The 12,663-nt window shown below is 54.5% G+C and carries 12 protein-coding genes; 4 read left to right on the top strand and 8 right to left on the bottom strand.

The window, feature by feature from the left end:
• Positions 1 to 135: 135 nt before the first annotated feature.
• Entirely contained in the window at positions 136 to 1,101 is a 966-nt protein-coding gene (lipA, locus tag MRY16398_RS20945) for a lipoyl synthase (RefSeq protein ID WP_041852142.1), read from the top strand.
• Positions 1,102 to 1,175: 74 nt separating this feature from the next.
• Here lipA and tatE read toward each other — a convergent pair whose 3' ends face one another.
• Both tatE and MRY16398_RS20955 read right to left on the bottom strand, forming a co-directional pair.
• Positions 1,176 to 1,379: a twin-arginine translocase subunit TatE gene (gene tatE / locus MRY16398_RS20950; RefSeq protein ID WP_041852143.1), complete on the bottom strand. Its 204-nt coding sequence runs from the start codon at positions 1,377 to 1,379 to the stop codon at positions 1,176 to 1,178.
• A 127-nt stretch (positions 1,380 to 1,506) separates the two neighbouring features.
• Complete coding sequence (locus MRY16398_RS20955) at positions 1,507 to 2,295, bottom strand: deaminated glutathione amidase (RefSeq protein WP_079498388.1); 789 nt, start codon at positions 2,293 to 2,295, stop codon at positions 1,507 to 1,509.
• Between the two features lie 88 nt (positions 2,296 to 2,383).
• On the opposite strand from MRY16398_RS20955, the gene crcB reads away from it, so the two are divergent.
• The gene (gene crcB / locus MRY16398_RS20960) at positions 2,384 to 2,767 is read left to right on the top strand and encodes a fluoride efflux transporter CrcB (protein WP_041852145.1); all 384 of its coding nucleotides are present in this window, start codon (positions 2,384 to 2,386) and stop codon (positions 2,765 to 2,767) included.
• 57 nt (positions 2,768 to 2,824) lie between these two features.
• Here crcB and cspE read toward each other — a convergent pair whose 3' ends face one another.
• From cspE to MRY16398_RS20990, 6 genes are all read right to left on the bottom strand, one after another.
• Positions 2,825 to 3,034: a transcription antiterminator/RNA stability regulator CspE gene (gene cspE, locus MRY16398_RS20965; RefSeq protein ID WP_012542460.1), complete on the bottom strand. Its 210-nt coding sequence runs from the start codon at positions 3,032 to 3,034 to the stop codon at positions 2,825 to 2,827.
• Positions 3,035 to 3,252: 218 nt separating this feature from the next.
• Complete coding sequence (locus MRY16398_RS20970; RefSeq protein WP_125125107.1) at positions 3,253 to 6,372, bottom strand: efflux RND transporter permease subunit; 3,120 nt, start codon at positions 6,370 to 6,372, stop codon at positions 3,253 to 3,255.
• Entirely contained in the window at positions 6,369 to 7,841 is a 1,473-nt protein-coding gene (locus MRY16398_RS20975) for an efflux RND transporter periplasmic adaptor subunit (RefSeq protein WP_125125108.1), read from the bottom strand. Before MRY16398_RS20975 ends, MRY16398_RS20970 begins: the two co-directional genes overlap by 4 nt.
• On the bottom strand, positions 7,838 to 9,094 hold the full coding sequence (locus MRY16398_RS20980) for a TolC family protein (RefSeq protein WP_125125109.1): 1,257 nt from the start codon (positions 9,092 to 9,094) through the stop codon (positions 7,838 to 7,840). Before MRY16398_RS20980 ends, MRY16398_RS20975 begins: the two co-directional genes overlap by 4 nt.
• Before the next feature lie 10 nt (positions 9,095 to 9,104).
• Positions 9,105 to 9,449 carry a copper-binding protein gene (locus MRY16398_RS20985; RefSeq protein ID WP_107223631.1) on the bottom strand — a complete coding sequence of 115 codons (345 nt, stop codon included), beginning with the start codon at positions 9,447 to 9,449 and terminating at the stop codon, positions 9,105 to 9,107.
• Between the two features lie 54 nt (positions 9,450 to 9,503).
• Positions 9,504 to 9,863: a DUF2946 domain-containing protein gene (locus MRY16398_RS20990; protein WP_317087108.1), complete on the bottom strand. Its 360-nt coding sequence runs from the start codon at positions 9,861 to 9,863 to the stop codon at positions 9,504 to 9,506.
• Positions 9,864 to 10,266: 403 nt separating this feature from the next.
• Here MRY16398_RS20990 and dcuC point away from each other — a divergent pair, with 403 nt between their 5' ends.
• Both dcuC and rna read left to right on the top strand, forming a co-directional pair.
• Positions 10,267 to 11,640, top strand: coding sequence for an anaerobic C4-dicarboxylate transporter DcuC (gene dcuC, locus MRY16398_RS20995; RefSeq protein WP_041852151.1), 1,374 nt, complete (start codon positions 10,267 to 10,269; stop codon positions 11,638 to 11,640).
• A 97-nt stretch (positions 11,641 to 11,737) separates the two neighbouring features.
• Entirely contained in the window at positions 11,738 to 12,547 is an 810-nt protein-coding gene (gene rna, locus MRY16398_RS21000; protein WP_110295811.1) for a ribonuclease I, read from the top strand.
• Positions 12,548 to 12,663 lie beyond the last annotated feature (116 nt).

Here is a 12,663-nt window from a genome sequence, read left to right on the forward strand (position 1 = left end):
GCCCAGTTGCCAGGCTGCTTTCTGCCCTCTATCAGTGCTATACTGCACGTCATTAATTCAAAAATAGTTGATAAATACAACATTCCCTTGAATTGAAACACTTACTTCGTTATCCGCAACTGGAACACGCACGCTATGAGTAAACCCATTGTGATGGAACGCGGTGTTAAGTACCGCGATGCCGATAAAATGGCCCTTATCCCGGTTAAAAACGTGGCAACAGAGCGCGAAGCCCTGTTAAGAAAACCGGAATGGATGAAAATCAAACTTCCGGCTGACTCCTCCCGTATTCAGGGTATCAAGGCGGCCATGCGTAAGAACGGGCTGCACTCGGTTTGCGAAGAAGCGTCCTGCCCGAACCTGGCAGAGTGTTTCAATCACGGCACGGCAACCTTTATGATCCTCGGCGCTATCTGTACGCGTCGTTGTCCGTTCTGCGATGTGGCGCACGGCCGCCCTGTTGCGCCGGATGCTAATGAGCCGAAAAAACTGGCACAAACTATCTCTGATATGGCGTTGCGTTACGTCGTGATTACCTCCGTAGACCGTGACGATCTGCGCGATGGTGGTGCTCAGCATTTCGCTGACTGTATCAGTGCGATTCGCGACAAAAACCCCGCAATCAAGATTGAGACGCTGGTACCAGACTTCCGTGGTCGTATGGACCGCGCGCTGGATATTTTGACGGCTACCCCGCCGGATGTGTTTAACCACAACCTGGAGAACGTACCGCGCGTTTACCGCCAGGTCCGTCCGGGTGCAGACTATAACTGGTCGCTGAAACTGCTGGAACGCTTTAAAGAAGCGCATCCGGAGATCCCAACCAAGTCTGGTCTGATGGTGGGACTTGGCGAAACCAATGCGGAAATCGTCGAGGTTATGCGTGATCTGCGCCGTCACGGCGTCACCATGCTGACGCTGGGCCAGTATTTGCAGCCAAGCCGTCACCATCTGCCTGTACAGCGTTATGTCAGCCCGGAAGAGTTTGACGAAATGAAAGCGGAAGCGCTGGCGATGGGCTTCACCCATGCCGCATGCGGTCCATTCGTGCGTTCGTCCTACCACGCTGACCTGCAAGCTAAAGGTATTGAAGTCAAATAATGCGGTAATATCTGATTACACTTGCCATAAAAAAACCGGCCATTGCGCCGGTTTTTTATGCTGCACGAACAGGCTTACTCTTTATGAGAAAGCTTTTCGGCTGGAACGTCGTCTTCCGCAGTTTTCTTCGCCGTGGTGTCATCGTCGTTCATGGCTTTTTTAAAGCCCTTGATCGCTGTGCCCAGATCACCGCCCAGCGTACGAAGTTTTTTGGTACCAAACAGCAGAATGACCAGTGCGGCCACGACCAGCAATTTGGTAATACTAATCTCACCCATAGATACCTTCTTTCATAAATCGGACTGCGTAAAGCACCATTATAACCTGATGTCATTAACGGTCATTCGACGCGCGCACACAATAGCAATCTGTAACGAGATGAATCAAGCGTTGTTTAAAAAAACATCACATCAGTTGCGGTGGAGCGAAACGGCGGTTGCGCAGTACCGGTAGTTTTTCCCGCGTCTGCGATAAGCGCTGCTGCGTAATCTCCGCCATGATGAGCTGCGGGGCTTCTCCCGCTGCGGCAATAACCACCCCCTGAGGGTCGACCACCTGACTCAGGCCAATATTCTTATTGCCACATTCCCCTGACGCAACGATATAACAGGTCGTGTCCAGTGCTCGTGCAGCCAGCAACGTCGCCCAGTGCCGCTCTTTGAGCGGGCCCCGAACCCAGGCAGCAGGAAGCGCCAGAATGTCTGCCCCCTGTAGCGCCAATGACAATGCCAGCTCGGGGAAGCGCAGATCATAGCAGGTCATTAACCCAACCTTCATCCCGTCTACGTCAATTAATGGTGCGATTTCATGCCCCGCATCCACGCGAGCCGACTCTTGCATGTTAAATGCATCGTACAGATGAAGTTTTCCGTAATGGGCAATGATGCGCCCTTCGCGCAGCGCCACCAGCGTATTGACCGCCCTGCCTGGCGCAGAAGGCACATGGAGGGTCAGTATGGTTGTCAGCTTGTTGTGGCGGCTTTCTTCCAGCAACAGGCTTAAAAAGCCGCCATCCAGCGTCTGAGCCGATTTCACAGACATATGAGGGTCGTTGTCATCTCGTGCCAGTAACGCCTCAGGAAGTACCAATAGCGACGCCTGCTGGCGTGCCGCTTGCGACATCAATGTTACACACGTCCGGGCATTCGTTTGCCAGTCCGGGGTAACCACAAATTGCCCTGCTGCAACAATCATCGTTTTCTCCTGATTCTGTCGCCATAGCCAGCCTTGCGCTTCGGCGCTACACTCACCACTCTAACAAATCAAATAGCAGGATTTCCCCGTGTTACAACTTCTTTTAGCTGTATTTATTGGTGGTGGTACTGGCAGCGTGGCGCGTTGGGCGCTCAGCATGAAATTTAACCCCGCCCATCACGCTATTCCCCTTGGGACTCTGACCGCGAACTTAGCCGGCGCGTTTATTATTGGCATGGGGCTGGCCTGGTTTAACCGCATGACCCATATCGACCCGATGTGGAAGGTGTTACTGACCACTGGTTTTTGCGGCGGTCTGACGACCTTTTCAACATTTTCGGCCGAAGTGGTGTTTTTACTGCAGGAAGGACGCTTTAGCTGGGCTTTGCTCAACGTGGCCGTTAATCTGCTCGGATCATTTGCGATGACGGCGCTCGCGTTCTGGTTGTTTTCCAGCGTGAATGCAAATTAAGGGCAAAAAAAAAACCCGCCTTAGAGGCGGGTTTTGAAATTCTGTCTTATTGCTAACTTAGATAGCCATTACGTTAGCAGCAGAAGGACCTTTGGCACCGTTAGTGATTTCGAACTCTACACGCTGACCTTCAGCCAGAGTTTTGAAACCATTGCTCTGGATTGCAGAGAAGTGTACGAACACGTCTTTGCTGCCATCTTCCGGAGTAATGAAACCGAATCCTTTGGATTCATTAAACCACTTAACGTTACCTTTAATCTTAGACATCAATATTACCTTTACATGAAAAACGACACAAATGCTGTGTCGAGTTACAGTACAACAATTGTGAAGACTTTTGTCCAGTCGTTATTCATCAAAAAGTGATAAATGTCGCTAAGTTTTTTCAAAGCTACCGTTTATTTGGGATCCGCATCAATGGTTAAGAATTAACCACCCCAAAAATGCTACGTCCCGGAAACGAGACGCGACATTTTAACGCTATATTAGCGACGACGATGAAGCAATTGATACACCGCCGGGATCACAAACATCGACAACAACGGCGCGGTGACCATGCCGCCGATCATGGGCGCGGCAATACGGCTCATCACCTCTGAACCGCTTCCCCCGCCCCACATTATCGGCAACAGGCCTGCCATAATGGTCGCAACAGTCATGACTTTGGGCCGCACGCGCAGCACCGCCCCTTCATGAATGGCCCGCCTTAACATCGCCTGGCCGCCATCCGGATCGCGTTGGCGATACTTCTCCAGCGCATGATTGATGTACAGCACCATTATCACGCCGAACTCTGCCGCCACTCCCGCCAGCGCAATAAAGCCGACGGCGCCCGCCACGGACAAATTGTATCCCAATAGCCACAACAACCAGACGCCGCCAATCAGCGAGAACGGCAACGTTCCCATGATCAATAACGCGTCGGAAATGCGCTTAAAGGTGATAAACAGCAGAACAAAAATAATCATCAGCGTGACGGGTAAGACGACTTTCAATTTCGCCGTCGCCCGCTCCAGATACTCAAACTGACCGGACCAGGAGAGCGTAACCCCCTGCGGCAATGTCACCTGTTCAGCAACCCGTTGCTGCATATCGTCCACGGCTGATTTAAGGTCGCGACCACGCAAATCGACATAGATCCAGTTCGACAGGCGCGCATTCTCACTTTTCAGCATCGGTGGGCCCTCTTTCACCACAATATCCGCCAGTTCGCCCAGCGCGATCTGACTGCCGTTTTCAGTGATCACCGGCAGCGCACGAAGATCGTCGACATTGCCGCGGATTTCACGCGGATAGCGAATATTGATCGGGAAACGCTCACGCCCCTGCAAAACCTCGCCGACGTTTTCCCCGCCCACCAGAGTTGAGACCAGCGATTGCAACTCTTTGACCGAAACGCCGTAGCGTGCGGCCTGTTGGCGGTTGATATTGATATCCACATAGCGCCCGCCCGCCAGCCGTTCTGCCAGCGCCGACGTCACGCCAGGCACGGTTTTCACGACCTGCTCAATGTGCTGGGCCACTCGCTCGATATCGGCAATGTTATTACCGTTCACCTTTATCCCCACGGGGCTTTTGATCCCGGTCGCCAGCATATCCAGTCGGTTACGAATCGGCGGCACCCAGACATTGGCAATCCCCGGCAGGCTAACCGTTTTATCGAGTTCCTCGACCAGTTTTTCCGGCGTCATGCCTGGACGCCACTGTTCGCGAGGTTTAAAGCGAATGGTGCTCTCAATCATGGTTAAGGGTGCCGGGTCTGTTGCGCTCTCTGCCCTGCCCGCTTTACCGAAGACGCTTTCCACTTCCGGAACAGTTTTGATCAGTCGGTCCGTCTGCTGTAACAGTCTCGCCGCTTCCCGGGCCGAAATCCCCGGTAGTGTCGACGGCATATAGAGCAGGTCCCCCTCATTCAACGGTGGCATAAATTCGCTGCCCAGGCGACTGAGCGGCCAGAGCGTGGCAAGCAGTAACAACAAAGCAACACCAATGGTCGCTTTCGGCCAGTTCAGTACCCGGTCCAGCAGCGGCTCATAGAGACGAATAAGAAAACGGTTAATGGGGTTGGCTTTTTCATCCGGGATCTTTCCACGAATAAATAGTGCCATCAGCACCGGCACCAGAGTGATACCCAGGCCAGCCGCCACGGCCATTGACCAGGTTTTTGTAAACGCCAGCGGCGAGAACATTCGCCCTTCCTGCGCCTCCAGCGAAAACACCGGAATAAACGACAGGGTGATGATAAGCAGGCTGCAAAATAGCGCGGGACCAACTTCCACAGCAGACTGTTCCGACAAACGCCAGTAATCCGCCGCCACCAGTTTGCGTCCGGGGTTATCGTGCCGCCACTGCTCCATCACTTTGTGCATGTTTTCAATCATGACTATCGCGGCATCCACCATCGCGCCAATGGCGATGGCAATCCCGCCCAGTGACATGATATTGGCGTTAATGCCTTGATAATGCATAACAATAAACGCGCCAAGGATGCCAAGCGGCAAGGATACAATCGCCACCAGCGCCGAGCGGAAATGAAACAGGAAGAGCGTACAAACCAGCGCCACCACAATAAACTCTTCAATAAGTTTATGGGTCAGGGTCTCTACCGCATGCTCAATCAGGGTAGAGCGATCATATACAGGAACGATTTCCACCCCTGCAGGCAGGGTCTTCTGCACCGCCTGTAGCTTTGCTTTTACCGCATGAATGGTTTCAAGCGCATTTTTGCCATAGCGCATCACAATGATGCCGCCCGCCACCTCCCCTTCACCGTTATACTCCGCAACCCCACGGCGCAGCTCCGGTCCAAGCCGCACGCTGGCCACATCTGAGAGCATAACCGGCACGCCCTCGCGGCTGGTAATGACGATATGGCGGAAGTCCTCCAGCGTCTGCAGATAACCGGTGGTGCGCACCATAAATTCGGCCTCGCCCATCTCCAGCAGCGCACCGCTACTCTCCTGGTTCGCCGACTGAACGGCGGTGATTAACTGCGCATGGGTGATATTCAACGCCCGCATACGAGCCGGATCCGGTACGATTTGGTACTGGCGAACCATCCCGCCGACGCTGGCCACCTCCGCCACGTTGGGTACGGTTTTCAGCTCAAATTTCAGCGTCCAGTCCTGCAATGCGCGCAGATCGGCAAGGTTATGTTTCCCTGTGCGATCAACCAGCGCGTACTCGTAGATCCACCCCACCCCGGTGGCATCGGGTCCCAGCGCCACGTTAACCCCGGCAGGCAGTGACGTCTGGATCTGGCTTAAATTCTCCAGCACCCGCGAACGCGCCCAGTACAGATCGGTATCATCATCAAACAGTACGTAAACGTAGGCGTCGCCAAACATCGAGTAACCGCGTACCGTTTTGGCACCCGGCACGGATAGCATTGCCGTTGTGAGCGGCCAGGTAACTTGGTTTTCGATGATCTGTGGTGCTTTGCCCGGATAGCTGACACGAATAATCACCTGCACATCCGATAGATCCGGTAAGGCATCAAGCGGCGCACGCTGTACCGACCATATGCCCCACCCCGTCAATACCAGCGCGGCAAGCAGGATCAGCAGTCGGTTACGCAAAGAGGCGCGAATAATGGCGGCTATCATTTCATCGCCTCCGTCGCTGGCATCAGGTGGGTGATCACCGCGCCGTTTTCATCATCAAGGGTAAAACTGAACATCACGCGGTCGCCGGGTTTGAGGGTGGAAACCGGCGTTTTGAGTGTGAAATCCATCGTCATCGCCCCCCAATTCAGCGCTGGAATGGGTTGATGCGCCAGCGTGATGCTGCCCGCATCAATGGCTTTGATCACCCCGGTGGTTTCGTACTCTTGCGCCTGTTTCTGGTCGGAAACCGCACTCTGCGCCGTGTCTCCCGGTAAGGCGCTGCGTAAGCTGGCTTCGGAGTCAATCAGGAACTGCCCGGAAGTGACCACGCTGTCCCCCTCTTTAAGACCGGAGAGTACCTCCGTCCAGCCTTGCGATGTTCTGCCTGTCGTCACCTTCACCGCCTGGAAGTGCCCCTCGCCAGAGGCGAGCAAGACCCTGGTTGCCACCCCGGTTTCAATCAACGCCTCTTCGGGGATCGCCAGTACCGCAGGCTGCTGCGACGTTTCCGGCTGCGTCACCGTCAGGAACATGCCGGGTTTCAGTTTTTGCTGTGGGTTATCCAGCACGATGCGCGCTTTTAATGTGCGCGTGGTGGTTTCCAGTTGTGGCAGTAGCTCGCTCACCCGGCCATGAAATTGCTCGCCCGGCCAGCTTGAGGAGCGCGCGATGATCTCGCTGCCTGCACTCAGGGTTTGTGCCTGACTTTGCGGGTAATCCACCACCAGCCAGACGGGATCAAGGCTGGCAAGTTCAAATAGCGTTTGTGCCTGAGCAACCTGCGCCCCTTCCCGTGAATCCAGTTTCACGACATAACCCGCGCGATCGGCGCGCAGCGTCAGGCGAGTTTGCGGTTTGCCGCTGCACTCTACCGCCAGAATTGTCGCTTCTGGCATAAACTGCAACGCCAGTCGGTCACGCGCCGCACGTGTCAACGCACCGTCACCTAGCTGACGTACTGCCAGATACTCCTGCTGCGCCGTCGTCCATTGCGGGATCCATAATTGCGCCAGCGGCTCGCCTTTTTTCACCCACTGCTGAGGCGCACGAACAAACAGTTTTTCTACTACGCCATTGGCGGGAGCAGAGATTGTCTGGATGCTGCGCTCATCGGTTGTCACCGTCGCAAAAGCAGAAAAAGCGGGAGCCAGTACGCGCTTCTCAACACTCGCCGTGATCATCCCCAGATTTTGCTGCTGACGCGCACTTACGCTGACACCATTGTCGGTTGGCCCTTCATCCGCATAACGCGGCACCAGCGGCATATCCATAAAAGGCGATTTCCCCGGTTTATCGAAGCGCTGCCCCGGCACCATGGGGTCGTACCAGTAGAGGACTTTTCGTTCCGCGTTAGCACTGGCGTGGTCGTGGGTGTCTGCTGTCGGCGCGACCTGTTGTCGGCCTGCGACATAGCCCGCCGCCGCCGCCACGCAGGCGGCAATCAGAATCGCTAAGACTGTTTTTTTCATTGCGCCAGCTCCTGAGGAATCAACCAATGGATGGCGGCCCATGTCCGTGCCATCTCTTTTTCTGCCTGATAAACCGCCAGTTCGCTGTCAAGAACCGTGCGGCGCGCATCCAGCAATTCCGGCAACTGTGTCTGCCCGGCGCGATACTGCGCCGCCATCAGCGAGGCGCGTTTGCGTACCAGCGGTAAGACGTCGTCGCGCTGGCGCATCCACAGCGCCTGGGCGGCGTTGTACTCAGCAATCAAGGTGCGAACCTGCGCCACATGTTCGCGTTCGGTCTGTGCCAGTTGATCGTTGGCCTGCATTGAGCGGGAGATATCCGCCGCATGGTCTTTGTCCTGACGCTGTGATTTGAAAAGGGGAAGGTCGACGGTAAACATCACCCCGGCCATGTCTTCATATCCTTCGGCGCGACGGCCATACCAGACTTCCACTTCCACATCCGGGATGGCGGCAACAGCGGACTCGGCAGAGCGGGCCTTCGCACTGTTAGCTTCGCTGGCGGCGGCAATCATTTCCGGATGCAGTGCGACGCCGTGTTCCAGTGTTTGCTCGTCGGCAGGCAGGCGTTCATAGCGAGGTAAGTCACCAGCGATAGTGGTAACGGGCTGTCCGGTTAGTTGGGTCAGGCGAGTCCGGGCCACCTGCACGTCACGTTCCGCAAGGGTGACTTTGTCGCGCATCGCACTCAGGCCAATCTGGAAAGCAAGCACGCTATCAGGTGCCGCGTTACCCGCACTGACGCTGGCTTTTTGCGCCCCCTGCTGTGCGGTCGTTTCCGCCAGCAATTTGCGCGCGGTTTGCAGGGCGCGTGTGGAGAGCGCGAGATCCAGCCACGCCTGCGCCGCATCGCGTTGCAAATTCGCACGCGCCACCGAGGATTTCGCGTTCACGCTTTGCGCCTGTGCCAGCAGCGTGTCCGCTTTGCGATCGCGTTTTTCGGCACTGACGTATTGCTGCATCACGCCGATGCGCTGCATGGTCATGCCTTCACGGGTAAAACGGCGTGCGTTACTGCCCTGTACAGGCAGGTTATCAATACCGAATTTCAGCTTCGGGTCGGGAAGTTGACGGGCCGAATCTGCCATTGCATCCAGCGCCCGCGCTTCATTGCGGTTAGCGGATAATTCGGCAGAGTAGCGTTCTGCAGCGGCGAGGGTCTGCGTGAGCGTCAGTGGCTCCGCCGAAGCGGCGGAGCACACCAGGCCCAGCAACACCCCGCCGAGCACCAGGCTCAGGGAGTATCGTTTCATCCTGCCCCCGTTATTCTTGCGGCGTCAGAGAAACGATCTGGTAACCGTTCGCGTTCTGCACAAACGCGAAGTCAACCTTTTCGCCCACAGCCAACTGCGATGGCGCAGCTTCCGACAGATCAAACTGCATGGTCATCGGCGGCCAGTTGAGATCAGGGATGGCTTTATGAGCGATAGAAACGGACTGCGGCGTGATTTTTTTGATAACGCCCTGGGCGTGGTAAACATGCGCCTGCATGGCGGTGTGCTGCGCCATGTCGTGATTCATGTCGTGGTTCATGGCGTGCGCTTGCACGGCGGAAAAAGAGAGTACAGCCAGCACGCCTGTCAGCGCGCGAAAAATAGAAGAACGCATAGTAAAACTCCTGTTAATCGAAAATTAATTAAAATTCAACGAATTAACAGTTTTCTACTCGCGAAACCGGCAAAAACGGATGGTTGCCGGCGGCCCTGCTGCGGGAGGTGTGAGCGACCAGCCCTCACGGACGGTATCAACACAAAGGGGTTTGGCGATGACCAGTGTCATGCTGACAGGTAGCGCGACTGGCGTCTGATGACCGCTATCTTTTTGCGCCACATCCGGTACGCAATGCTTGTCGCACAGAGGCGCTTTCATTTGATGGGCAGGCGGCTGCATCGCATTATCGGTCATCATATGATCGTAATGCTGTGTCATTACCGTTTCGCCCTGCACATCCAGGTCGCAATCATGCGAGGCTATGGCCACCTGACTCTGGATCAATAGCCAGCCGAACGCGATCAGCAACATCGTCAGATGCCGCCTCTTTACGCGTAAACGACTAATCCAGCCAGTGTGCATAATAACCTGTCAATCAATACGGGAACCGGGAGCGAGTATAGGCGCCGATATTTTTCTTTTTAAAGCTTTTTTTGATTAATTTACGTGGCTTATTCATTCGCAACCAAAGAAACTAATTTTATTAACTTTTTATTTTCTTTTTAGATCCCATTACGCCCATTGTTTTTTTGCGAACTTCCGCAACGGTATTTTTGTCATTTTGCGGAAAATAAGCAAAAATGCGCGATAATATACGCAAAACGAATCTTCCTTGATTTTAATCATCTACTCATTAGCGGTTATTCGGCACATTGCGTTTCTTCCTTTTCCGGTAGTCATTTTTCATGTTCTTTACGCTGGGATCCAGAACATTATGTTAACGTTTATTGAACTTCTGATTGGCGTCGTGGTAATCGTGGGTGTCGCACGTTATATCATCAAAGGTTACTCTGCCACCGGCGTGCTGTTTGTCGGCGGGCTGGCGTTATTAATCGTCAGTGCGCTGATGGGGCATAAAGTCCTGCCGGGCAGTGCTACCAGCACGGGTTACACCGCAACAGACATCGTTGAATACATCAAAATCTTGCTGATGAGCCGCGGTGGCGACCTGGGCATGATGATTATGATGCTGTGTGGGTTTGCCGCCTATATGACCCATATCGGTGCCAACGATATGGTCGTGAAGCTCGCCTCCCGCCCACTGCGTTTTATTAACTCGCCCTATTTATTAATGATTGCCGCCTATTTCGTTGCTTGCCTGATGTCCCTGGCGGTCTCCTCGGCCACTGGCCTTGGCGTGTTATTAATGGCAACGCTTTTCCCCGTGATGGTGAACGTGGGGATAAGCCGCGGGGCTGCCGCTGCTATTTGTGCCTCTCCGGCCGCGATTATTTTATCTCCTACCTCCGGGGATGTCGTTTTAGCCGCGAAAGCCGCTGAAATGCCGCTCATCGACTTCGCGTTTAAAACGACGCTGCCGATCTCCATCGCTGCCATTATCTTTATGGCCATCGCCCACTATTTCTGGCAGCGCTATCTGGATAAAAAAGAGAACATCACCGCAGAGATGCTGGATGTGAAAGACATCACCACCACCGCCCCATCTTTTTATGCCATTCTGCCGTTTACGCCGATCATCGGCGTGCTGATTTTCGACGGTAAATGGGGTCCGGAACTGCATATCATCACAATTCTGGTGATCTGCATGCTGCTCGCCGCAGTGCTGGAGTTTTTCCGCGGTTTCAATACACAGAACGTCTTTTCCGGCCTGGAAGTAGCCTATCGCGGCATGGCAGATGCGTTTGCTGGCGTGGTAATGCTGTTAGTTGCCGCCGGTGTCTTCGCGCAGGGTCTCAGCACGATTGGCTTTATCCAGAGTCTTATCTCCATTGCCACCTCGTTTGGTTCCGCAAGTATCATTCTGATGCTGGTACTGGTCATTCTCACCATGCTGGCGGCGATGACGACGGGCTCTGGTAACGCGCCGTTCTACGCGTTTGTCGAGATGATCCCGAAACTGGCACATGAGTCCGGCATCAACCCGGCGTACCTTTCTATTCCGATGCTGCAGGCCTCTAACCTTGGCCGTACCATTTCACCGGTATCCGGCGTGGTGGTTGCTGTAGCAGGTATGGCCAATATCTCTCCGTTTGAAGTGGTTAAACGGACATCCGTACCGGTCATTGTGGGTCTGATTGTGGTGATCGTGGCAACAGAGATCCTGGTTCCCGGCGCTGCCGTGCACTAACGCTCTGTCCTGCCATAACGCAAAAAGCGCCCCTCCGGCGCTTTTTGTGCTTTAATAACCTACGGAAATTATTTAAACACAATCATCAGGATCAGAAATGTTCAGAAAGGGACTCGTCGCCAGTCTGGGTGTCGCCATGGCGATGCTGTCGCTCACCCCCGTCCACGCTGCCCCACTCGAGCCCAAACAGTACGGTGACTTTGACCGCTACGTGCTGGCACTTTCGTGGCAAACCGGCTTTTGCCAGAGTCAGCATGACCGCGGAGGGCGCGAGCCGGAGGAATGCCGACTGCAAAAAGAGCTACCGCAAAAAATCGATTTTCTGACCGTTCACGGCCTGTGGCCAGGCCTGCCGAAATCTATTGCCGCCCGCGGCGTGGATGAAAAGCGCTGGATGCGATATGGCTGCGCCACGCGACCTGTTCCCAATATGCCGGAGGCGAAAATCAGCCAGAAATGTTCTGCTGCCGAAACCGGGATGTCACTGGAGGTGGCGAATAAGCTCAACACGGTTATGCCCGGCGCAGGTGGCACATCTTGTCTCGAACGTTACGAATACGCCAAACACGGCGTTTGCTTCGGCTTCGACCCGGATGCTTTATTCGGGACGATGGTGCGTCTGAATCAGGAAGTGAAACGCAGTGCTTTGGGGCTTTTTCTGGCGAACAATTACGGTAAACACGTCAGCCGTAGCGATTTTGACGCCGCCGTTGCTAAGGCCTGGGGCGATAACAGTGTTAAAGCGGTAAAACTGACCTGTAACGGTAATCCGGCGTATCTTACCGAAATGCAAATCGCCATTGATGCGCGGGCGATCAACGAGCCACTTTCCGCGAAATCCCTGCTGGCGCAACCGCATCCGGGTAACTGCGGGAACGACTTTATTATCGACAGCGTCGGTTATTAATCTTCCCCTCTTTCCGCTTAAACACATAAACCCGGCAAATGTGAGCTAAGTCACTTCAAAGTTGCGTGCAGTCTCAGTATCATCCGAAGAGTTAAACCCTCGCTGCCAGACGGCGA

This window comes from Phytobacter sp. MRY16-398 (assembly GCF_003925915.1).
Lineage (GTDB): Bacteria > Pseudomonadota > Gammaproteobacteria > Enterobacterales > Enterobacteriaceae > Phytobacter > Phytobacter diazotrophicus.